At 28.9% G+C, this 22,914-nt stretch carries 19 protein-coding genes; 18 read left to right on the top strand and 1 reads right to left on the bottom strand.

The annotated features are described in order from the left end of the window. The first annotated feature begins 1 nt into the window (after position 1). The 10 genes from GAN53_RS07675 to GAN53_RS07630 all read left to right on the top strand — a co-directional run bounded on the left by GAN53_RS07675 (position 2) and on the right by GAN53_RS07630 (position 11,669). Entirely contained in the window at positions 2 to 325 is a 324-nt protein-coding gene (locus tag GAN53_RS07675; RefSeq protein WP_151410521.1) for a YerC/YecD family TrpR-related protein, read from the top strand. Positions 326 to 434: 109 nt separating this feature from the next. Then, on the top strand, positions 435 to 2,630 hold the full coding sequence (locus GAN53_RS07670; RefSeq protein ID WP_151410520.1) for an ATP-dependent helicase: 2,196 nt from the start codon (positions 435 to 437) through the stop codon (positions 2,628 to 2,630). A 1-nt stretch (position 2,631) separates the two neighbouring features. Continuing rightward, positions 2,632 to 4,632, top strand: coding sequence for an NAD-dependent DNA ligase LigA (gene ligA, locus GAN53_RS07665; protein WP_151410519.1), 2,001 nt, complete (start codon positions 2,632 to 2,634; stop codon positions 4,630 to 4,632). Position 4,633: 1 nt separating this feature from the next. Then, entirely contained in the window at positions 4,634 to 4,912 is a 279-nt protein-coding gene (gene gatC, locus GAN53_RS07660) for an Asp-tRNA(Asn)/Glu-tRNA(Gln) amidotransferase subunit GatC (RefSeq protein WP_151410518.1), read from the top strand. Positions 4,913 to 4,920: 8 nt separating this feature from the next. Then, on the top strand, positions 4,921 to 6,327 hold the full coding sequence (gene gatA, locus GAN53_RS07655; protein WP_151410517.1) for an Asp-tRNA(Asn)/Glu-tRNA(Gln) amidotransferase subunit GatA: 1,407 nt from the start codon (positions 4,921 to 4,923) through the stop codon (positions 6,325 to 6,327). Beyond that, the gene (gene gatB / locus GAN53_RS07650; RefSeq protein ID WP_151410516.1) at positions 6,324 to 7,748 is read left to right on the top strand and encodes an Asp-tRNA(Asn)/Glu-tRNA(Gln) amidotransferase subunit GatB; all 1,425 of its coding nucleotides are present in this window, start codon (positions 6,324 to 6,326) and stop codon (positions 7,746 to 7,748) included. The genes gatA and gatB overlap by 4 nt, the downstream gene beginning before the upstream one ends. 57 nt (positions 7,749 to 7,805) lie before the next feature. Further along, positions 7,806 to 9,032 (top strand): amidohydrolase, encoded by a 1,227-nt coding sequence (locus GAN53_RS07645; protein ID WP_318655665.1) that lies wholly within the window; start codon positions 7,806 to 7,808, stop codon positions 9,030 to 9,032. Then, a complete protein-coding gene (locus GAN53_RS07640; RefSeq protein ID WP_151410514.1) occupies positions 9,029 to 10,204 on the top strand; it encodes an NAD(P)H-hydrate dehydratase in 1,176 nt (391 codons plus the stop codon). Before GAN53_RS07645 ends, GAN53_RS07640 begins: the two co-directional genes overlap by 4 nt. Positions 10,205 to 10,207: 3 nt before the next feature. Then, entirely contained in the window at positions 10,208 to 11,326 is a 1,119-nt protein-coding gene (alr, locus tag GAN53_RS07635; protein WP_151410513.1) for an alanine racemase, read from the top strand. Continuing rightward, complete coding sequence (locus GAN53_RS07630) at positions 11,316 to 11,669, top strand: type II toxin-antitoxin system PemK/MazF family toxin (protein WP_151410512.1); 354 nt, start codon at positions 11,316 to 11,318, stop codon at positions 11,667 to 11,669. Before alr ends, GAN53_RS07630 begins: the two co-directional genes overlap by 11 nt. Before the next feature lie 62 nt (positions 11,670 to 11,731). Here the strand turns inward: GAN53_RS07630 and murC are convergent, their stop codons facing one another. Beyond that, positions 11,732 to 13,135, bottom strand: coding sequence for a UDP-N-acetylmuramate--L-alanine ligase (gene murC / locus GAN53_RS07625; RefSeq protein ID WP_151410511.1), 1,404 nt, complete (start codon positions 13,133 to 13,135; stop codon positions 11,732 to 11,734). Between the two features lie 133 nt (positions 13,136 to 13,268). Between murC and rpiB the strand changes: the two genes are divergently transcribed. The 8 genes from rpiB to GAN53_RS07585 all read left to right on the top strand — a co-directional run bounded on the left by rpiB (position 13,269) and on the right by GAN53_RS07585 (position 22,912). Continuing rightward, a complete protein-coding gene (gene rpiB / locus GAN53_RS07620) occupies positions 13,269 to 13,709 on the top strand; it encodes a ribose 5-phosphate isomerase B (RefSeq protein ID WP_151410510.1) in 441 nt (146 codons plus the stop codon). 73 nt (positions 13,710 to 13,782) lie between these two features. Further along, positions 13,783 to 14,496, top strand: a complete 714-nt coding sequence (deoD, locus tag GAN53_RS07615; RefSeq protein WP_151410509.1) for a purine-nucleoside phosphorylase — start codon at positions 13,783 to 13,785, stop codon at positions 14,494 to 14,496. An 8-nt stretch (positions 14,497 to 14,504) separates the two neighbouring features. Further along, positions 14,505 to 15,896 carry a bifunctional UDP-N-acetylglucosamine diphosphorylase/glucosamine-1-phosphate N-acetyltransferase GlmU gene (gene glmU / locus GAN53_RS07610; protein ID WP_151410508.1) on the top strand — a complete coding sequence of 464 codons (1,392 nt, stop codon included), beginning with the start codon at positions 14,505 to 14,507 and terminating at the stop codon, positions 15,894 to 15,896. Beyond that, positions 15,896 to 16,882 carry a ribose-phosphate diphosphokinase gene (locus GAN53_RS07605; RefSeq protein WP_151410507.1) on the top strand — a complete coding sequence of 329 codons (987 nt, stop codon included), beginning with the start codon at positions 15,896 to 15,898 and terminating at the stop codon, positions 16,880 to 16,882. Before glmU ends, GAN53_RS07605 begins: the two co-directional genes overlap by 1 nt. Then, positions 16,883 to 17,461, top strand: a complete 579-nt coding sequence (pth, locus tag GAN53_RS07600; protein WP_099320674.1) for an aminoacyl-tRNA hydrolase — start codon at positions 16,883 to 16,885, stop codon at positions 17,459 to 17,461. It abuts the gene before it with no gap. Further along, positions 17,454 to 20,960: a transcription-repair coupling factor gene (gene mfd, locus GAN53_RS07595; protein ID WP_151410506.1), complete on the top strand. Its 3,507-nt coding sequence runs from the start codon at positions 17,454 to 17,456 to the stop codon at positions 20,958 to 20,960. The genes pth and mfd overlap by 8 nt, the downstream gene beginning before the upstream one ends. Beyond that, positions 20,944 to 22,029, top strand: a complete 1,086-nt coding sequence (locus GAN53_RS07590) for a peptidylprolyl isomerase (protein ID WP_151410505.1) — start codon at positions 20,944 to 20,946, stop codon at positions 22,027 to 22,029. The genes mfd and GAN53_RS07590 overlap by 17 nt, the downstream gene beginning before the upstream one ends. Continuing rightward, positions 22,010 to 22,912, top strand: coding sequence for a peptidylprolyl isomerase (locus GAN53_RS07585; RefSeq protein ID WP_263969953.1), 903 nt, complete (start codon positions 22,010 to 22,012; stop codon positions 22,910 to 22,912). The genes GAN53_RS07590 and GAN53_RS07585 overlap by 20 nt, the downstream gene beginning before the upstream one ends. Positions 22,913 to 22,914: the final 2 nt, after the last annotated feature.

Here is a 22,914-nt window from a genome sequence, read left to right as displayed (position 1 = left end):
TATGACAGAATCAAAATTAAAAAATGCGCAAATTGATGAATTATTTGAAGCAATATTAATGCTAGAAGATATAGATCAATGCTATAACTTTTTTACAGATATTTGTACAGCTAGAGAAATCCAATCTATAGCTCAAAGACTTCATGTTGCAAAATTACTAAAAATTAGAAAAACTTATAATGTAATTGAAGAAGAAACAGGTGCATCAACAGCTACCATATCTAGAGTAAATAGATCTTTGAATTATGGTTCAAGCGGATATGATCTTGTACTTGAAAAACTTATTGAAAAAGATTTGAAAAAACAAAAAGAATCCGAAAAGTAAATTTTACTTAATAAATAAAAGGATCTGTTGTAAAATAAACTATAGTTTATATATTTACAACGGCTCCTTTTTTTGTATGGTATAATATTTAGGTAGGAAGGATGTATCAATGATACTTGACGGATTAAATAATAAACAAAAAGAAGCAGTTTTACATAATAAAGGCCCCCTATTAGTAGTAGCTGGAGCTGGTAGTGGCAAAACCAGAGTTTTAACCACCTCAATTGCAAATTTAATAGAAAATGAAGATGTAGACCCTAGAAATATCTTGGCCATAACCTTTACCAACAAAGCGGCAAATGAAATGAAAGATAGGGTAAGTAAGCTATTAAATTTCGACACTAGTAATCTATGGATTGGGACTTTTCATTCAATTTGTGCAAGAATTTTGCGAATGAATATTGAAAAAATAGGATATTCCAATAATTTTACAATTTATGATACCAATGATCAAAAAACTCTTCTTAAAGAAATAGTTAATGATTTGGGTTATAAAGAAGAAATAAGCCCTAAAAATGCACAAAATATAATATCAAACTTAAAAAATAAAGCTATTAATCCAGAAGATTTTCTTAATATGGACGGATTTTATCAGTACCATAGAGAATATTATAATGTTTATAAGCTTTATGAAAAAAGAAAGTTTGAATATAATGCTCTTGATTTTGATGATTTAATTGGCAAAGTATTGGAATTATTAAATAAAGATTTAGAAACACTAGAATATTATCAAAAAAAATTTGAGTATGTATTTGTGGATGAATACCAGGATACAAATGCTAGCCAGTATGAGCTTATAAAATTATTTGCAGGCTTACATCAAAATGTTTTTGTGGTTGGAGATGCTGACCAATCTATTTATAGCTTTAGAGGAGCTGATATCAATAATATTTTAAATTTTGAGAAAGACTTTAATAATGCAAAAATAATAAAATTAGAGCAAAATTATAGGTCAACTTCAAATATCTTAGATACCGCTAATTCTTTAATAGCTAATAATGTTCAAAGAAAATATAAAAATCTTTGGACGGAAAATGAGAAGGGTGACGAAGTAATCTATAAAAATACTTCTACAGAAAGTGAAGAGAGCAAATTTGTAGTTGATGAAATAAAATCTCTTAAAAATCAGGGATATTCTTACAAAGATATGGCGATTTTGTATAGGACTAATGCCCAATCCAGACCATTTGAAGAAAGTTTGATGAAAAACTTGATTGATTATAAGGTTGTAGGAGGTCTTAAATTTTATGATAGAAAGGAAATTAAAGATTTAGTTTCTTATTTAAAAATTATTGTAAATCCAAAAGACGACCTTGCCCTAAAAAGAATCATTAACGAGCCTAAAAGAGGGATAGGATTAAAAACTGTTGAAAAACTAAGCGATATAGCAACTGATAACGATATTTCAATAATGGAGTTAATTACAGATGATAATTATAATAAAATTTTAACTGATAGAATGAGAACTTTAGTTAATAAATTTTATGATCCTCTGAAGGAATTATTTGAAAATCCTTATGCTTATACTATAACAGATTTGATTAAAGAACTTTTAGAAAAATCTACATACATAAAAGCCTTGGAAGAAAATTTTTCAATTGAAGATAGATCAAGAATTGATAATATTAATGAATTTATTTCAGCAGCTAGCGAATATGAAGAAAATAACCCAGCTGACAATATATTTGATTATTTGGAAAATTTAAGTTTGATGTCAGAAATGGAAAAAACTGAGCAAATTGATGATAGCGTATCTCTTATGACTATGCACGCTGCAAAGGGTCTTGAATTTCAGGTTGTATTTATAGTTGGCTTAGATGAAGGACTTTTTCCAGGAAAAAGATCAATAGACGAAGGAAATATAGAAGAAGAGCGAAGATTATTTTATGTAGGAATTACAAGAGCTTGCCAAAAACTTTACCTAACAAGTAGCAAATTAAGACGAGCTTACGGAAGCCCAATTTATTATAAACCTTCAAGGTTTATAGAAGAGATAAAATCAAATGTAAAAGAATTAGAAAATTACTCATATTCTTACTTTTCATCAACTATAGATGAAAAAATCTCAAATGAATATTATATGAGAGAAAAAACCAGAAGATCTGTTTTAGATACAAAGCTAAAAGTAAGAGAAGATGGTAGTGAAGATTATAATATTGGAGATAAAATCATGCATTCCAAATGGGGTGAGGGAATGATAGTTCAAATAAAAGAAAGCGAAGACGGCAATGAGCTAGTTGTTGCTTTTGATAAAAAAGGTTTAAAAAAATTAAATCAAAAATATGCCCCAATTTATAAGGTGTGAAATGGATATAATAAAAGAAATAGATGAGCTTGCAAAAAAAATAGAAGAACTAAACTATAATTATTACACTTTGGATGCTCCTTTAGTTTCTGATGGTGAATATGATAAGCTCTATGATAGATTAAGAAAACTTGAAAAAGAAAGTGGCTATAGACCAGAAAACTCGCCAACGCAAAAAGTTGGAGGAGAAATTTTAGAAAAATTTGAAAAGCATAACCATATATCAAGATTATATTCGCAAGATAAGGCTCAATCTTATGAAGATTTAGCAAATTGGATAGATAGGTCAAAAAGACTTGTAAATTCTTATAATGAGCTTAATTCTCAAAAATTACCTCCATTAGAATTTATCATGGAATATAAGTTTGATGGACTAACAATAAATCTAACTTATAATGATGGAAAACTTATAAATGCTGCAACTAGAGGAAATGGAATCCAAGGCGAGGAGATTTCTGCTCAAGTTAGGACAATAAGATCTATACCGCTTCAGATAAAAGAAAAGTCTCTTTTAGAAATACAAGGCGAAGCTTTAATGCCCTTATCCGAATTAAAAAAGTATAATAAAAATAATGAGCTTCAACTTAAAAATGCAAGAAATGCAGCAGCAGGAGCTATAAGAAATTTAGATACCAGTGAAACTAAAAAAAGAAATCTAACAGCTTTTTTCTATAATATTTCAACAACTTCGCTAGATTTTAATAGTGAGGAAGAAAAGCTTGAATTTTTAAAAAAACAAGGATTTAATGTAGATACTTATCATAAAAAAGTCAAAACTTATGAAGAAATTATTGACGAGCTAAAAATAATAGAAAAACAAAGAGAAACTTTGGATATATTAACCGATGGAGTGGTAATAAAAATAAATGATAAAAAAACTCAAGATGTTTTAGGATATACTAATAAATTTCCTAGATGGTCAATAGCCTTTAAATTTGAGGCTGAAGAATACACGACAACTTTATTAGATGTCGTATGGAACGTCGGCAGAACTGGTAAAGTTACACCATCTGCAATCCTAGAACCAGTTGATTTTTCTGGTGTTACCGTATCAAGAGCAACGCTAAATAATTATGATGATATTAAAAGAAAAAAAGTAAAAATTGGATCAAAAGTTTTTATTAGACGCTCAAATGATGTTATTCCTGAAATTTTAGGGGTAGTTGATGAAAATCAAGAGGGAACAGTAGAAATTGAAAAACCGAAATATTGTCCATATTGCCACACAGAGTTAATCGAAGGAAATGTCCACATCATTTGTCCAAATTCAATCTCTTGCACTCCACAATTATTAGCAAGAATGCAGCATTTTGCATCAAGGAATGCTATGGATATTGAAGGCTTATCAGAGAAAACTATAGGTCAATTGATGGATGAATTAGGAATAAAAGAAATTTACGATCTTTATGACCTAACCTACGACGATCTAATAAATTTGGATAGATTTGCCGATAAAAAAACTAGAAATTTACTTGACGCAATAGAAAAAAGCAAAAACACACAACTTAGTAATTTTATATATGCAATTGGAATACCTAATGTTGGAGAAAGAAGTGCAAAAGATTTGGCCGATAAATTCAAAACATTAGATGATTTAAGAACTGCAAATATTGAACAATTAAAAGAAGTTAATGATATTGGAGAAATTACTTCAAAAGAAATCGTTAAATTTTTTAAAGATGATGAGATTAAAGAATCCTTAGACATATTGCTATCAAAGGGAATAATAATTAATAGAGAAAATAATAAAAGTACTAATAAATCACTTGATGGTTTGACATTTGTAATAACAGGCACTGTTGAAAATTACAATAGAGATCAGATAAAAGAATTGATAGAAGATAATGGTGGAAAGGTCACAGGTCAAGTATCAAAGAACACCGATGTTCTAATTTGTGGACTAAAGCCAGGCTCTAAGCTTGATAAAGCCAAAAAATTCTCTGTTGAAATTTATGAAGATAAACAATTATATGATTTTTTAGAAAAATTAGAGGGGAAATAGGATGAATAATAAAGAAGTAGAAAAAATATACAATCTTTCAAATCTTAGCCTTGAAGGAAAAGATATTGATGCTTTGACAAATAAGTTTAATAAAGTATTAGATTTTGTTGAAGATATTTTTGATATTGATACAGATGGTGTTGAAATGACTGAAGAAATTTTTAACCATAAGGCAATTTTTAGAGATGATGAAGTACAAGGATCAATAAAAAGAGAAGAGGCCCTAAAAAATGCTAAAGATACTGAATTTGGTTATTTCAGATTGGATTGGAAATTATAGGAGTTTTTATGAATATAGAAGAATTAGTAAGTAAATTTAAAACAGGTGAAATTTCCGTAACCGAATATACAAAAGAGACTCTAGCAAAAATCAAAGCCAATGAATATAACGCTTATATTAGCTACAATGAAGAAGACAGCATTAAAAGAGCTGAGTTTTTGGAAGAAAAATTAAAAAATGGCGAAAAATTAGGAAAATTATTTGGATTACCAATTTCTGTTAAAGATAATATTTCTTATAAAAATATGAGAATGACTTGCGGATCAAAAATGCTAGAAGTTTTTACTCCAGTTTATAACGCTACAGTAGTTAACAATTTATTAAATGAAGATGCTATAATAATTGCAAAGACAAACATGGACGAATTTGCAATGGGAGCAAGCTCAAGAACATCTTATTTTGGCATTGTAAAAAACAATTTGGATACAGAAAGAATAGCAGGTGGGTCATCATCTGGATCTGCAGTTTCTGTTTCCAATGGTGATGTATTAGTTTCTCTTGGAACAGATACGGGTGGCTCTGTTAGAGGCCCTGCTTCCTATACAAATATACTAGGCTATAAACCAACTTATTCTTTAATGAGTCGATACGGTGTAGTTTCAATGGCAAATACCCTTGATCAAGTATCTTTATTCGCTAAAAATATTGAAGATATGAAATTGTTAGCTAGTATAACTTCATCTTGCGACTCCAATGATATGACTTCAATTTTGGAAGAATATGAATTTATAGATGAAGATTATGATTTTTCTGGCAAAAAAATTGGCGTAATTAGTACAGATACTGATATATATGAAGGCATAGAAGATACAGTAAAAGATGATTATAAATCAGCCATAGAAAGATTAGAAAAATTAGGGGCAGAAATCCACACTGTTGATTTTAAATACGCCAAATTTGCCAACCCAGTTTATAATGTAGTAATGAGTAGCGAAGTTTCCTCAAATATGAGTAGATTTGATGGTATAAGATTTGGTCATCAAACTGAAAATTATGATAACTTAGATGATTTATTTATAAAATCAAGATCAGAAGGTTTTGGAGAAGAAGTCCAAAGAAGAATAGCTCTTGGAACAATGTATTTATCAGCAAGTGATAATCAAAGAATCTATAAAAAGGGTCTACAATTAAGAACACTAATTAAAAAAGAACTCGAAAACTTATTAAAAGAATACGATTTAATAATTACACCAACAACTACAAACTTACCAACAAAAATAACAGAAAATAAAGATAATCCACTAAGTGATTTTAAAGCTGATGGTTTTAATGTAATTGTTAACCTTGCTGGTATGTGTGGTATATCTGTTCCTGTAAGATCAGGATTATCTGGATCTATACAATTTATAGGAAATAGATTTGATGATAATAAAATATTAAATGCAGCACAAAGATTTATCAAGGAGGCAAAATGAACACAAAAACTATAATAGGTCTTGAAATCCACGTTGAATTAGCGACAAAAACAAAAATGTTTTGTGGTTGTGCTAATGAGTTTGGAGCAATACCAAATACGAATGTTTGCCCAGTTTGTTTAGGCCATCCTGGTGCATTACCAGTTATGAATAAAAGAGCAGTCGAACTTGCATTGACAGCTGGTATGGCTTTTAATTGTCAAATAGATAGAAATCAAAAAATGGATAGGAAGAAATATTTTTATCCAGATCTTACAAAAGGCTATCAAATAACCCAATATGACAAGCCATTTGCAAAAGAAGGTTATGTAGAACTATCAAATGGCAAGAAAATTGGTCTAATTGAAATTCATATGGAAGAAGATACTGGTAAATCAAATCACGATGAAGATGGGAAAGTTTTGATGGATTATAACAGAGCTGGAGTTCCTTTAATAGAAATAGTAACAAAACCAGAAATGAATTCACCAGAAGAAGCACGAGAATTTGTTGAAACATTAGCATCAAATCTAAGATTTTTGGGAGTTTCTGATTGCATTATGGCTGAAGGATCTATGCGCTGTGATGTAAATATAAATATAGTTGATCTAGACAATAATATTAAAACCAATATAGCAGAAATAAAAAATATTAACTCCATCAAAGCTATCGAAAATGCATTGGAATACGAACAAAAAAGGCAAATCGAATTATTAGCCAAGGGAGAAACTGGAGTTAAAGAAACTAGACGTTGGGATGATGAATTGCTTGAAACTGTTCATATGCGTTTAAAAGAAACTGGAAATGATTATAGATTTGCAATCGATGGAGACATTCCAGAAATTTTTATAAGTGAAGAATTTATAAAAGAAATTGAAGATAATATCCCAGAACTTCCAAAAGATAAATTACAAAGATATATAAATGATTATAAAATGAGCGAATATGATGCAAGTCAACTAGCTAATGATAGAGAACTTGCAGAATTGTTTGAAAAAACTAACCAGATAGTAAATGATCCAAAAATTACTGCAAACTGGATATTAAGTGAATTATCAAGAAGATTAAATGAAACTGAAAAAAGTCCTTCAACAATGCAATTATCAGTAGAAAATTTTGCCAAACTAATAAATCTAGCAAAAGATAATAAAATTAACAATAATGTTGCAAAAAAACTTCTTAGAGATATCTTTGAAAGTGATGAGGATCCAGAAAAATTAGCCAAAGAAAGAAATTTATTGCAAATTTCTGATTCTAATTTTTTGGCAAGTATTGTTGATGAAGTTTTAAGCGAAAATAAAGAATCTATTGAAGACATTAAAAATGGAAAAGATAGGGCCTTTGGATATCTTGTTGGTCAAGCTATGAAGAAAACAAAAGGCAAGGGAAATCCACAAGAAATTAATGCTTTATTGAAAGAAAAAATAGGAGAATTGGAGTGAATTTCACTCCTTTTTTAAAAAATGAATATATTAATTAAAAATACTTCTGTCTTGTCTATGGAAGATGAGAAAATAAATATTTCTAATATTTACATAGAAAATGATTTAATAAAAGCAATAGGATATTTAGATGATTTTAAGGCAGATAGAATAATTGACGGTTCTAATTACTTAACTATGCCAGGATTTATAAACTCTCATACTCATGTTGCCATGAGCCATTTTAGAAATTATGGCAATGACACTGATTTGATGACTTGGTTAAATGATTATATCTTCCCAGCAGAAGAGAAATTAAATGAAGATATTGTTTACAACGCTTCACTTTTATCTTTTGTAGAAATGATAAAATCTGGTACTACTAGTTTTGCTGATATGTATTTTTTTGAAGAAGAAACTATAAAAGCATTAGAAAAATCAAAATTAAGAGCTCAAATTGCAAGGGGTTTAACTTATCCTGATGAAAACTTCTTAAAATTAAAAGAAAATATTGATCTTTTTAAAAAATATAATAATAAAGACGATAAAATATTTATAGCTTTAGGCCCTCATGCTATTTATACAAATACTATAAATTATCTAAAGGAAATTAGTAAAGTAGCTAAAGAATTTAATATGCCTATCCACATTCATTTATCAGAAACAAGAGTAGAAAATGATGAATGTATAAAAAAATATGGCAAAACTCCAACAGAAATTTTTGACGAATGTGGGATATTTGATCAAAAAACAATAGCAGCTCATGGTGTTTATCTTACTGATAATGATCTTTCCATACTAAAGGAAAAAAATGTTTCTGTTGTTCATAATCCATCTAGTAATCTAAAATTATCTTCTGGAATTTTAGATGTTACAAGACTTCTAGATTATGGAATTAACGTGTGCTTAGGAACAGATTCTGCGGCTAGTAATAATAAACAGTCTATGTTAAAAGAAATTGAAATTTGTGCTCTCTTATCTAAATTAAAAGATGCTTCTAATTTAAAAGCTTTTGACGTATTGAAAATGGCAACAATAAATGGTGCAAAAGCACTTGGAATTGATAAGCTTACTGGTACTTTAAAAGCTGGCAAAAAAGCAGATCTAATTATGATAAATACTAACAATGTAAATCATTTTCCAACTGATGAGCTTATCGCTTCAGTATGTTATTCGACATACGAAAGAGATATAGAATATGTTTTTGTTGATGGTGATTTATTACTTGATAAGGGAAAATTGACCTATTTAGATGAGGATGAAATACTCAAAAAAGCAAAAAGTATTCATAAAGAGTTATTATGATTGGTATAGATATTGTAGAAATAAAAAGATTTTCATTAAAAAAAAATATTTTAAAAATTTTCACTAAAGAAGAATTAGACTATGCAAGTTCAAAGGCAAACTATTGGCAAAGCTTAGCTGGTATTTTTGCTGCCAAAGAAGCAGCTTTAAAAGTTTATGGACTTAAAATTTCTAGTATTATTAGAAAAAAAATAGAAATTAGACATATAAATAATATTCCAATTCTTTATATAGATTCAGTCAAAACAAATGCCTCAATTTCAATAAGCCATGATGGAGATTATGCAGTAGCAGTATGCCAAATCAGTGACTTATATTCTTTTGATATAGATAAAAATATTAGGTCTTTATTGAAAAAAAGAAAATCTGATACTCATAAAGGAACTTACGGAAGGATTGGAATCTTAGGTGGAAGTCCTGGAATGGCTGGATCAATTTATCTATCAAGCCTTGCATCAATGCGTTCTGGTGCAGGGCTGAGCTATCTAATTGCACCTAAATCCATAAGCACAATTTTGCAAATAAAAGCAAATGAACAAATTATAAAATCTATAGACTGTGAAAATTTTTATTATAGCAAAGAAATATTTAATGAGATTTTAGAAAAAATCAAAGACTTAGATGTATTAGCGATCGGCCCTGGTATGGGCAAAGGCGATGGATTAAATAAACTAATAGATGAAATAATCCAAAATACAAAAATAAAATTAGTCATAGATGCTGATGGATTAAATGCTTTAAGTAAAGATTTAAGTATAATAGATACAAGAAATAATATTATCTTAACGCCGCATTTGGGAGAATTTTCACGACTTACCAATATAAGTATCGATGAAATAAATAAGGATAGGGAAAATATTGCAAAAGAATTTGCAAAAGAACATAAAATAGTTTTAGTTTTAAAGAGCAATCATACCATTGTTACTGATGGCAATAAAATTTACATAAATAAAATTGGAAATCCAGGTATGGCAACAGCAGGAAGTGGTGATGTCCTAACTGGAATAATAGCTTCATTGATGAAAAATTTAGATTCCTATAATGCTGCAATTTTAGGAGTATACATTCATTCATTAGCTGGAGATATCGCAAAAATGAAATTAGGTGAAGAATCTTTAATGGCTAGCGATATAATAAATAATATAGCAGAAGCAATAAAACTTTTGAGGTGATAGATGGAAACATATTTAACTATTAATTTAGATGCTATAAAAGAAAATGTAATAAAAATAAAAGAATTAAATAAAAATTCTATGTTTTGTGCTGTTGTAAAAGCTAACGCATATGGTTTAGGATCAGTTGAAATTGCTCAATATATAGAAAATGAAGTAGATTATTTTGCTGTTGCTAAAGTTAGTGAAGCTTTAATTTTAAGAAAAAATGGAATAAAAAAACCAATTATTATCCTAGGTTATGTTTCTTATAAAGATGTGGATTTATGCACAAAACACAAAATAGATATTCCCATTTATGACATAGAATATGCAAAAAAAATAAATTCTAACTTAAATAATAAAATAAACGTACATATAGCTTTAGATACAGGTCATTCTAGGATAGGATTTAGAGATTATGAATTGGATAAAATAAGAGAGTTAAAAAATCTAAAAAACATCAACGTGATCTCTGCTTTTAGTCATTATGCCAGCGCAGATGAAGAAGATGAAAGCTTTATGGATTTGCAAGCTAAAAGATATGACAATATAATTAATCAAATTAAAAACGATTTTAACTTTAAATTTTTGCATTTGTCAAATAGCGCTGGAGCATTAAAGCAAAAAACTGTAAAAGATATGGTTAGAGTGGGAATTGCCATCTATGGAATTTATCCTTCTATTTATCTAAGAGAAAATTCAAATATTGATTTAATTCAATGTTTTAGCTTAAAATCCAAGGTTACTTTTGTAAAAAATATAAAAAAGGGAACTCCGATTAGCTATGGATCTACTTTTATTTCTCCCAATGAGATGAAAGTAGCAACTGTTGCAATTGGCTATGCTGATGGTTTTTTTAGGGCATTCTCAAATGTAGGTGAACTTAGGATTAAAGATAAAAATTGCAAAGTATTGGGAAGAGTTTGCATGGATCAACTTATGGTTGACGTAAGCGACCTAGATGTAAAAATTGACGATGAAGTCATTATTTATCCTGATATTTATAAAGAAGCAGAAAAAATCTCAACTATTACTTATGAATTAATGACATCAGTTTCAATGAGAGTGCCAAGAGTTTACATGAAAAACAACTCAGTTATAAAAATAGTTGATTATTTAGGTATTAGCAATGAAAATTAAAAGAGGAGATTTATTTTATGCAGACTTATCTCCAGTTGTAGGTAGCGAGCAAGGGGGAGTAAGACCAGTAATTATTGTACAAAACGATGTAGGAAATAAATATTCACCAACAATTATTATTGCACCAATAACCAGTCAACTTAATAAGGCGAAGCTTCCTACTCACGTAAAAATAAGGGGGAATGAATTTGGTCTTCCTAAAAATAGCGTAGCCTTGTTGGAACAATTAAGAACCATAGATAAAAGGCGCCTACGTGAAAAAATTGGAAGTTTTGATGATGCAATAATGCAAAAAATAAATGAAGCTATGGCGATTTCATTAGATATAGAATGTGAATATTAAAAGAGCTGACAGCAAATATTCATCTTAGAATAAGAAGATAAATAAATGCTATCAGCTTATTTTTATTTATTATTTTTCTTATAATCATTTACTATCATTTTTGCTAGCACATCTGGATTTCCACAACCTGTTGTGATTATCAAGTCAGAAGGCTCAGCAATTTGATAAACATAATCACGAGCTTCTTCAAAAGTACCCAAATATTTGGCGTTGATTCCTTTTTTTACCAAGGCATCAACTACATCTTTTGAATGAATTGTAGGGTCAAATTTTTCCCTTGCTGCATAAATATCTGTAACTACGACTTCATCAGCTCCATCAAAGCATTTCAAAAAGTCGTTAAATAAAGTTTTGGTTCTGCTGTAAGTGTGAGGTTGCCAAATACAAACTAATTTTCCATCGGTATGTTCTCTTAAAGCTTTTAGGGTAACATCAATTTCTGATGGATGATGGCCATAATCAGTCATAATAGTGGCATCATTAACATGTCCTAAGATTTGCATTCTTCTGTTTAGACCTTTGTAAGCTTTGATGTTTTTTCTAATAGTTTCGATATCAATTCCGTTTTCATAGGTTGCAATAATTGAAGCCATGGCGTTGTTTATATTGTGTCTACCAATTACTCCAAGTTCAAAGTGTTCAATAGAACCATCTTTCATTTTTAAATCAAAATTTGGTCTACCGATTTCGTCAAATTTTATATTTTTTGCAACATAATCAGCTTCGTCATTTTCTTGAGCGTAAGTAATGAGTCTTCCTTGAACAGAATCAAAAATCAATCGGTTGTTAGCTTCATTTAAATTACTAATAGTAATAGAATTTTCATCTTGATTTCTCAAATATTCTTTGAAAGTATCAACAATATGATCTAGATTTTTATAATAATCTAAATGATCTTGGTCAATATTAAGAACAATTAGAGTTTGAGGAAAATAATATCTTATATTTCCCTTATATTCGCAAGCTTCAGTTACCAAGAATTTCTCATCTCCAACATGAACGTTACCTTCCAAATCTTCAAGTTCGCCGCCTAAAAGAACTGTTGGATTTTCCTTAGAATTTAGAAGAATTTTTGATATCATACTTGTAGTTGTTGATTTTCCATGAGAACCAGAAATAGCTATTGAATTTTCATAATTTCTCATCAAGGCTCCTAGAAAAACTCCTCTGCTTATAACAGGAACATCTAGATTTCTTGCAGCTATTAATTCTTCATTATCATCCAAAATAGCATCAGTATAAATTACTAAATCTGGATTATTTATATTATTTTTACTTTGACCAATATAAATTTTTGCACCGTGATTTTCAAGATTTTTAACTATATCACTCATTGATCTATCAGATCCAGAAACATTGTATCCTTTATTTAACAACAAAGCAGCGATACCACTCATAGATATACCGCCTATTCCAATAAAATGAACATTAGATACTTCATGTTCATCTAATTTAAATTCAAACATTATTACTCCTAATTAAGTTATTCTTTTAGTATTATTAAATATATGATATGCTTTTTTATCAAACTTGTAAAGTTTAACATCCTATGATACCATAATTTTATACTATAATAAGAAAAAATGAAAGGAATATTTTATGAAATATGTTATAGGAAATGATCATGGTGGAATCGATTTATATGAGTCTGTAAAAGAAAAAATAGAGTCTATGGGACATGTTGTTATTCATGTAGGTACAAATGGTCATGAAAGTGTAGATTACCCTGATTATGCGAAGCTAGCTTGCGAAAAAGTTTTATCAAAAGAAGCTGATTATGCTATATTAATATGTGGCACAGGCATTGGAATGAGTATGTCAGCAAATAAGATTGATGGCATTAGAGCAGCTTGCGTTTCTGATACATATTCTGCAAGAATGAGTAGAGCTCATAATAATGCAAATTGTCTATGTATTGGGGCAAGAGTATTAGGCAATGAATTAGCTAATATGATTGTAGAAGAATTCGTCAAGACACAATTTGAAGGAGGAAGACACCAAAAAAGAGTAGATAAGATAAATAAATTAGAGATAAGATAAACTATTCTAATACTTTAAAATTTGTATAAAAATGATAAAATATAGATGTAAATTTTAGTTTAAGGAGAAAAATATGAATATACCAACACCCCATATATCGGCAACAAGTCCTGATGAAATTGCAAGCACAGTACTAATGCCAGGAGATCCACTCAGAGCAAAATTTATTGCAGAAAATTTTTTAGATAATGTTAAACAATTTAATAAAACTCGTGGAATGCTCGGATTTACAGGATACTACAAAGGGAAAAAAGTTTCTGTAATGGGTTCAGGAATGGGCATACCATCATCTATGATTTATTACAATGAGTTATTCGCTTTCTACGATGTGGACACTATAATTAGAATTGGAACAGCTGGTTCTATGCAAGAAGATATCAAACTTCATGATATTGTTATAGCAACAAGTGCTTGCTCAGAAAGTTCAATAAACGATAATTTATTTGCAAATATTAATTTTTCACCAACACCAGATTTTGATCTTTTGCTTAAAGCCTATAACAAGTCAAATGAATTGTCTTATACAACTCATTGCGGTCAAGTTCATAGCTCTGATCAATTTTATAATAAACTACCAGATGGAGTATTTGATAATTTAAGAAAATATGGAGTTTTGTGCGTAGAAATGGAAACTTATGGACTTTATATGACTGCTAGAAAATATGGTAAAAAAGCCCTTGGTATATTTACAATTAGCGACTCTTTGGTTGAAGAAGTTGCAGATAGTGCCGAAAATAGAGAAATATCATACACAAATATGATGAATTTAGCTTTAGAAATAGCTTAGGAAAAAATATGTTAAAAGTAATTATAATGGCAGCTGGAGAGGGAACAAGAATGAAATCTTCAACCTCAAAAGTTTTACACAAATTATTAAATAGAGAAATGATTAAATATGTTGTAGACGCTTCAAGATTTGAGGATTCTAAAACCATAATTATAGCTGGGAAAAATAAAAATCAAATCGAAGAATTATTCCCTAATGATCTTGTGATAGAGCAAAAAATCGGAGAAAATTACCCTTATGGCACAGGATACGCCGCATCATTAGCTTCAAATTATATTGAAGATAATGATCAAGTATTGGTTTTAAACGGCGATATTCCTCTTATTACAAAAGCCTCAATTAAATATTTCATCAATAATCACGTGGAAAATAATAACGATGCTTCAGTCTTATCTACAAAAATAGTAAATCCTATTAGTTATGGACGAATTATAAGAGACGATAAGGGAGAATTTATAGGGATTGTCGAGCATAAGGACCTTAATATCAACCAAAATAATATTGATGAAATAAACACTGGTATTTATATTTTCAAAGGTTCAAATTTTAAAGAATCAATCAAAAAACTAAATTCCTCAAACAATCAAAATGAACTATATTTAACTGATTGTATCGAAATATTATCAAACGAAGGGAAAAAAGTTATGGCATTTACAGCTGATCATGCTGATGAGTTTTATGGAATAAACACAAAAAAAGAATTAGCAGAAGCAAGTAAAATAATCCAAAAAAGAGTTAATGAAAATCATATGTTAAACGGTGTAATAATAGAAACACCTGATATGGTATACATCGATCCAGAAGTAAAAATTGGAAAAGATACAATAATAAGTGGACCAGTAAAATTATTAGGAAAAACTATTATTGGTGAAAATTGCATAATTGAAGGTTCAAGTAGAATTGTAAATTCAATCTTAGACAAAGGTGTAAAAATAGATAATTCTGTTATTGAAGATTCCACCATTGGTGAAAATACAGATGTTGGACCATATTCTCACTTAAGACCAAAGGCAAAACTTGGTAAACATGTACACATTGGTAATTTTGTTGAAGTTAAAAATTCTAACGTTGGAGATAATACAAAGGCTGGTCACTTAGCCTATGTTGGAGATTGTGATCTTGGAAGTGGAATAAATATTGGCTGTGGCGTGATTTTTGTAAATTATGATGGTAAATTTAAACATAGATCAATTGTAGGAGATGATGCATTTATAGGTTCTAATTCAAATATTGTAGCTCCAGTAAACATTGAAAAAGATGCTTACATTGCCGCAGGATCTACAATTACTAAAGATGTTGGCTCTGGTATGCTTTCCATTGAGCGTGCGGAACAAAAAAATATAGCTGGCTATACTGAGAAAAAAAGAAAAAGAGATTTAGAAAAATCAAAGGAGAATTAATGACATCAAGTAATGCAAAGGCTTTTATCCAAAGAGGCGAACTAAAATTATTAAGTGGTAATGCAAATTTAAAATTAGCAAATTCTGTTGCAAAATCTTTGGGAATCGAATTAGGGGCTTCAGAAATCGAAAAATTTAGCGACGGAGAAATTAAAATAAAAATAAACGAGTCTATCAGGGGCAAAGATGTCTATATAATGCAGCCGACTTCCTATCCAACTAATGATAATTTGATGGAATTATTAATAATGATAGATGCTTGTAGACGTGCTTCAGCAGGCTACATAAACGCAATAATACCATATTATGGCTATGCTAGACAAGATAGAAAAACTCGCGGTCGTGAGCCGATAACAGCAAAGCTTGTAGCTAATTTAATTACACAAGCTGGTGCAGATAGAATTATAACAATGGATTTACACGCTGGACAAATTCAAGGATATTTTGATATACCAGTAGATCACTTCTCTGCAATCAAACTTCTTTCATCATACTTTATTGATATGGCTTATAATAAGAGTGATCAATTTGTAGTGGTAAGTCCTGATCTAGGTGGAGTAAGAAGAGCAAGAGCATTTTCAGATTATTTAAAATTACCAATTGCAATCATAGAAAAAAGAAGACCAGAACCTAATGTTTCTGAAGTTATGAGTGTAATAGGTGATTTCAAAGGTAAACATGCAATTTTAGTTGATGATATGGTTGATACTGCAGGAACTATAACAAATGCTGCAAATTATCTAATTGATAATGGAGCTAAGGATGTTTATATAGCTGCAACTCATGGAGTATTCTCTGGTAAAGCCATAGAAAGATTATCAGATTCCTCAGTTAAAGAAGTAATTATAACTGATACTATACAGCTACCAAAAGAAAAACAATTAGATAAAATCAAACAACTTGAAGTAGGCCCACTTTTGGCTGAAGCAATTCATAGAATAAATACTTACGAATCAATTTCTGGTTTGTTTGATGATGGAGAATAGATGTATTTTATAGTAGGACTAGGAAATCCTGGTGATAAATATGAAAATACCAGACATAATATGGGATTTCTAACTATTGATTATCTTAGTAGAAAATTTGATATTAAAGTAAAAAAATTAAAATTTAAGTCTTTGTATGGTCAGGGAGAAATCTCTGGCCAAAAAGTCATGCTCATAAAGCCACAAACTTACATGAATTCATCAGGCGAGGCCATTAGAGAATTGAGAAATTATTACAATTTTGATATGGATAAGCTAATTGTAATAGTAGATGATATAGATATTAATTTTGGAACAATTCGTATAAAAGCAAAAGGTTCTTCAGGCAGCCATAATGGCATGAAATCGATAATTTATAACTTAGTCGATGATTCATTTCCAAGAATTAAAATTGCTGTTGGTAAAAAACCTGAATATATGGATTTGGCTAATTTTGTTTTAAGTGGATTTACTGAGAAAGAAGTAGAAATTATTAGAGATGAAATTGCTTTGGCAAGCGATGCTGTTGAAATGATCTTAGATAGTGGAGTTGAAAAAGCAATGAATAAGTTCAACTCAATAAAATTAATAGATGAATAAAGAAAAAAATTTCCTAATAAATAGGTTAAATAATTTAGAACAATTAAATATTATTAAGGAGAACATCACTAAAAAATCTCCTATACAAATCCATGGACTTAGCGATGGAATAAAAACCCACTTGGTTCTATCGATTTTTGAAAGCTTAAATCAAAATCTGATATTGATTGTAGAAAATGAAAAAATCGCTAAAGAATATTTAAATATAATTAATAGCATTGAGGATGTAGCTTTTTTTTATCCGGCTAGAGAAATTAATTTTTACAATATAAAATCAATTGATGAAAAAATCTCTGCAAATCGACTAGAAATTTTAATTAAACAATCTAAAGGCGAAAAGTTCATTACTATAACGACCTTAGAGGCCATAAAAAATAAACTAACTACTTTATCTCAATTTAATAATAACTTTGTTAAAATTAGCTCTGAGGATGAAATAGACCAAGATGAATTCATAAAAAAATTAATAAATTTAAACTACTCTTTATCATCTCTAGTAGAAAATAAAGGCGAATTTGCTAAACGTGGTTCTATTATTGATATTTGGCCTATAAATTATGAGAACCCTATAAGAATCGAGCTTTTTGATAATGAGATTGATTCGATAAGATTTTTTGATAAATCTACTCAAAGAACGATAGAGAAAATTAATGAATTTACTATTTCTACTACCAATGAGCTATCATATGAAAGTAAAGATTTTGATGAAGTAACTAAGTTAATTACTGATGAAATTAGTAAATTATCTAAAAATATCAAAACTAGCTCTGATCAAAAATTAAAAGATAAGTATTTGCAAATATTAGATTTTATTAATAACAGATCCTATATTTCTAATCTTGATCTTATAAATCCATACAGAGCTACAAATTATCAAAACTTTTTAGATTATTTATCAGAAGATACAGTATTTATTTTTGATGATGTCAATAGAATTTATGATCAAAATGAAAAATCTGATCTTGAATTTTTGGAAGCTGTAACCTATCAAAGAGATAGGGGAGAAGTCTTTTCAAGCTTTAATAATTTATTAGTTGATAGCAAAATAATTTATGAGCAAGTAAAAAAATTTAACATAATAAATTTTACATCACTTTTAAAAAAATCTAAATTATTTTACCCTAAACAATTAATAGAACTTAAAACTATTGAAGTTGAGCATTTTAATAATAATTTAGGTCAGTTTATAGAAACAATTTCTAATTTGCCTGTAAATTGTAAGGCCTATGCACTTTTGCCAAATTCTATCAAAAGCCAAAATCTATTAGAAGAATTCAATAATAGAGAAAATTTTGATGTTTCTTTTTCGGATAATACTAAGTTAACATTATTAGATATTCAAGCTAAAGATGGTTATTATATTAGAGATGCTAATTTATTTGTTTTTAATGAAAACAATATTTTTACAACTAATAGGAAAAATTATCATAAAAAAACCAAATCAAAGTTATCATCATCAGATATTATAAACTATTCAGATCTTACAATTGGAGATTATGTAGTTCATGAAAATAATGGAATAGGAATTTATAGTGGACTAGAAAAGATTATAGTTAACAACATACAAAAAGATTTTATTGTTATAAATTATAAGGGCAATGATAAGGTTTTTGTTCCAATTGATCAAATGGATTTAGTTTCAAAATACATAGGTAATAAGGGCGAAAAGCCAACTCTTTCAAGTCTTGGAAGCCAAAGTTGGGTAAAAGCAAAACAAAGAGCAAGAAGAGCGGTAAATGAGATTGCTGATGATTTAGTTAAACTTTATGCTAAAAGATCCAAAGAAAAAGGTCATGCTTTTAGCAAGGATTCCACTTGGCAAAATGAATTTGAAGATTCATTTTTTTACGAAGAAACCATTAGTCAACTTAGAAGTATAGAAGAAATTAAAGAAGATATGCAAACTGATAGGCCGATGGATAGGCTTTTAACAGGAGATGTTGGTTATGGAAAGACTGAGGTCGCTTTAAGAGCTGCGTTTAAAGCAATACTTGATGGTTATCAAGTTGCTTTTTTAGTGCCTACTACAATTTTAGCTAATCAACATTATGAAACAAGCAAAGAAAGATTTAAAAATTTTCCAGTGGAAATTCAAATGCTTTCAAGATTTGTAAGTAAAAATAAACAAAAAGAAATACTTAAAGACTTAAAATCTGGTAAAGTTGATATGGTAATAGCCACTCACAGATTGTTATCAAAAGATGTAAAATTCAACAAACTTGGTCTTTTAATAATCGATGAGGAACAAAGATTTGGTGTTAAAGATAAAGAAAAATTAAAAACCTTAAAAACTAATATTGATGTTTTAACTTTGTCCGCAACACCTATTCCTAGAACACTACAAATGTCTTTAGCAGGCATAAGAGATTTATCTACCTTAGACGAGCCACCTGAAGAGAGAATGCCTGTAAATACATATGTTTTGGAATATGACGATAATATTATAAAATCTGCCATTGAAAAAGAATTAAATCGCAATGGACAAGTATATTTTGTTTATAACAGAGTCTATAATATTACTAGTATTTTTAATCATCTAAAAACTTTAATTCCTGATGCAAGAATAGAAATAATTCATGGAAAGTTATCCCCTAAGCAAATAGAATCTATAATGAATGATTTTATATTGGGCGATATCGATATACTTCTTTCAACTACTATAATTGAAACCGGTATGGATATTGCAAATGTAAATACTCTTATAGTTTATGATGCTGATAATATGGGTCTTGCTCAGCTTTATCAACTTAAAGGTAGAATTGGTAGGTCTAATCGCTCATCCTACGCTTACTTCACCTACAGAAAGGGCAAAGTTTTATCAGAAGTTTCTGAAAAAAGGTTAAAATCAATAAGAGATTTCTCAGACTTTGGAAGCGGTTATAAAATTGCTATGAAAGATCTGGAATTAAGAGGAGCAGGAAATCTTTTGGGTGAAAGCCAAAGTGGCCATGTTAGCTCAATTGGATATGATTTATATGTGAAATTTCTTCAAGAGGCTGTAAGTAAAGCTTCAGGAAAAGAAATTAAAGAAAACAAAAGCAATGATGTTTATATTGACATAAAAGTTGATGCATACATTCCAAATTCCTATATAAGTGATCAATCACAAAAAATAGAAATATATAAAAGAATAGCTAAAATTGAAAATTCTCACGATTACGATATATTAGTTGAAGATTTGATAGATATTTATGGCGATATTCCGATAATGGTGGATAATATAATGTATGTATCCTTAATAAAATCACTTGCTGGTGAAACTGGTTTTAAAGAAATTAGAGAAAAGAATTCAAGTATAAATCTATATTTTGAAAACAGAGATCTATTTTCTATTGAAGAATTAAAAGAAATAAGCCAGAATTATAAATCTGAGATGAAGATAAACTTATCAACTAATCCATCATTTATTCTACCAGCAAGTAAAACAAAATTATTAGATACTTATGAATTTTTAAATACAATAAGAAAAATAAGGAGTAAAAATGAAAAAATCAAGTAAGTTAATAGCGTTATTATTGACAAGTTCAATGATATTTTCAGCTTGTAATAATGCTGAAAATAAGACAGACAAAAAAGAGAACACACAAACAGAAAGCACTGAAACTTCCAAAGAAGCTAGCTCTAAGAAAAAACTACCTGATAATGTAGTTGCAGTAGTAAATGGAGAAAATTTGAGCAAAGATGATTACAAAAAAGAGATCTCTTTTTATGGAGCAATGTTAGCTAGTCAACAACAACTTAAAAACTCTATTGTTCAAATGATGATTCAAGATAAACTAATATCTGACGACTTGAAAAAGAATGACATCAAAGTTACAGATAAGGAAATTTCTGACCAATTCATGCAAGCTGTCCAAAGAATGGGCGGTCAAGAAGCATTTGATAAAATGTTAGATGACTATAACATGGATGTCGATATGTTTAAAGAAACAGTCAAAAAAGATTTGATGTATCAAAAACATAAAGAATGGTTTGAAAAAAATAACGAAGTTACAGATGAAGAAATAAAAAAATATTACGAAGAAAACAAAGATCAATATAGCAAAGTTGATGCATCTCACATACTAGTAGAAGATGAAGAAACTGCTAAAGAAGTAAAATCTAAATTAGATAAGGGCGAAGATTTTGATAAACTAGCTAGTGAGTATTCAAAAGATACACAAAATAAGGATAATGGTGGAAAACTTGGTGAATTCACCAGAGGTCAAATGGTAAAAGAATTTGAAGATAAAGCTTTTTCAATGAAAGAAGGAGACATAAGCGATCCAGTTAAAACAAAATTTGGATATCATATTATAAAAGTAAATAAAGTTTTAGAATCAGTTGATGACTTCAAAGATGAAATTAAAGCTGCAGTTGCTAACAAAAAATATTCTGACTATATTAACGAATTAAAAGAAAAAGCAAATATAGAAACTGAAGATACAAACAAGGCAGAAGAATCAACAACTGAAAATCCAACAAACGATCAAGCCGATAAAGAAGAAAATAAAGATAAAGATTCAACTGACAGTAAAGAAAATGCTGACGATTCTGAAGAATCAAAAGATGAAGATAAAAACAACTAAGGTATTTTTGCTATCAATATTGGCGTTAGCAATCCTATCTTCATGTAATAAAAAAAATGAATATAAAGGCAATGTAGCCTTAGTTGATGATGTAGCAATAAGTCAGGATCTTTATTCAAAAGAACTTAAATTTTACCAAAATTTTTATACAAAAATGTACGGTGAAAATTATTTGGATCAAGAAGTTGAAAAAGGCAAAACAAATAACAAGATTTTAGAAAAAGAATTAGTAGACTCTCTAATAAAAGACCAAGTTATGCTAAATGATCTAAAAGAAAAAAATATAAAACTTGATGATAATGGCGCGACTGATCTAAGGAATGAGCTTGAAAATGAATTAGGAGGTAAGGACTCATTAAAGGCAAATCTTACAGCGTTAGGATTAAGTGAAAAAGATTTTAATGATATCTTATTTAGAGACTCTATAAGAAAACAACATTATGACTATTTTCTAGCCCATAATAATATTAAAGATTCTGATATTTTAAAATTTTACAAGAAAAATCAAAAATATCAGAGAATGTATAAATACAATATTTTAGTTTTTGATAGCAAATATGAAGCTGACAAAGCCAAAGCAAAGATAAAATCAGCCAGTGATTACAAAACTTATCTTGATAAGTTAATAAAAAATTACGAAGTAATTAATAGTAAATTTGTTTATATTGATGATCCATATTTATCATTAGCTAAAGTTAAAAAATTAGATGAAATTAGTGAAGTATTCGAAAAAGATGGAAAATTCATGATTTTGAGAGTAAATTCTTATAATGAAAACGAAAATGAATTATTAATCAACCTAAAGGATATCTATTTAAAAGAATCTTATACAGATTATTTAAATAAATTAACAAAAAAGTCTAAAATTAGGCTTTTTATCTAAGT

The organism is Anaerococcus sp. Marseille-P9784 (assembly GCF_902500265.1).
GTDB lineage: Bacteria > Bacillota > Clostridia > Tissierellales > Peptoniphilaceae > Anaerococcus.
Note: the sequence above shows the minus strand (reverse complement) of the source record. Positions and strands in the feature narration are given on the sequence as shown.

Excerpts from the sequence above, each read along its gene's own strand:
- GAN53_RS07675 (WP_151410521.1), top strand. The coding sequence starts at position 2 with ATGACAGAATCAAAATTAAAAAATGCGCAAATTGATGAATTATTTGAA.
- GAN53_RS07670 (WP_151410520.1), top strand. The coding sequence starts at position 435 with ATGATACTTGACGGATTAAATAATAAACAAAAAGAAGCAGTTTTACAT.
- ligA (WP_151410519.1), top strand. The coding sequence starts at position 2,632 with ATGGATATAATAAAAGAAATAGATGAGCTTGCAAAAAAAATAGAAGAA.
- gatC (WP_151410518.1), top strand. The coding sequence starts at position 4,634 with ATGAATAATAAAGAAGTAGAAAAAATATACAATCTTTCAAATCTTAGC.
- gatA (WP_151410517.1), top strand. The coding sequence starts at position 4,921 with ATGAATATAGAAGAATTAGTAAGTAAATTTAAAACAGGTGAAATTTCC.
- gatB (WP_151410516.1), top strand. The coding sequence starts at position 6,324 with ATGAACACAAAAACTATAATAGGTCTTGAAATCCACGTTGAATTAGCG.
- GAN53_RS07645 (WP_318655665.1), top strand. The coding sequence starts at position 7,806 with ATGGAAGATGAGAAAATAAATATTTCTAATATTTACATAGAAAATGAT.
- GAN53_RS07640 (WP_151410514.1), top strand. The coding sequence starts at position 9,029 with ATGATTGGTATAGATATTGTAGAAATAAAAAGATTTTCATTAAAAAAA.
- alr (WP_151410513.1), top strand. The coding sequence starts at position 10,208 with ATGGAAACATATTTAACTATTAATTTAGATGCTATAAAAGAAAATGTA.
- GAN53_RS07630 (WP_151410512.1), top strand. The coding sequence starts at position 11,316 with ATGAAAATTAAAAGAGGAGATTTATTTTATGCAGACTTATCTCCAGTT.
- murC (WP_151410511.1), bottom strand. The coding sequence starts at position 13,135 with ATGTTTGAATTTAAATTAGATGAACATGAAGTATCTAATGTTCATTTT.
- rpiB (WP_151410510.1), top strand. The coding sequence starts at position 13,269 with ATGAAATATGTTATAGGAAATGATCATGGTGGAATCGATTTATATGAG.
- deoD (WP_151410509.1), top strand. The coding sequence starts at position 13,783 with ATGAATATACCAACACCCCATATATCGGCAACAAGTCCTGATGAAATT.
- glmU (WP_151410508.1), top strand. The coding sequence starts at position 14,505 with ATGTTAAAAGTAATTATAATGGCAGCTGGAGAGGGAACAAGAATGAAA.
- GAN53_RS07605 (WP_151410507.1), top strand. The coding sequence starts at position 15,896 with ATGACATCAAGTAATGCAAAGGCTTTTATCCAAAGAGGCGAACTAAAA.
- pth (WP_099320674.1), top strand. The coding sequence starts at position 16,883 with ATGTATTTTATAGTAGGACTAGGAAATCCTGGTGATAAATATGAAAAT.
- mfd (WP_151410506.1), top strand. The coding sequence starts at position 17,454 with ATGAATAAAGAAAAAAATTTCCTAATAAATAGGTTAAATAATTTAGAA.
- GAN53_RS07590 (WP_151410505.1), top strand. The coding sequence starts at position 20,944 with ATGAAAAAATCAAGTAAGTTAATAGCGTTATTATTGACAAGTTCAATG.
- GAN53_RS07585 (WP_263969953.1), top strand. The coding sequence starts at position 22,010 with ATGAAGATAAAAACAACTAAGGTATTTTTGCTATCAATATTGGCGTTA.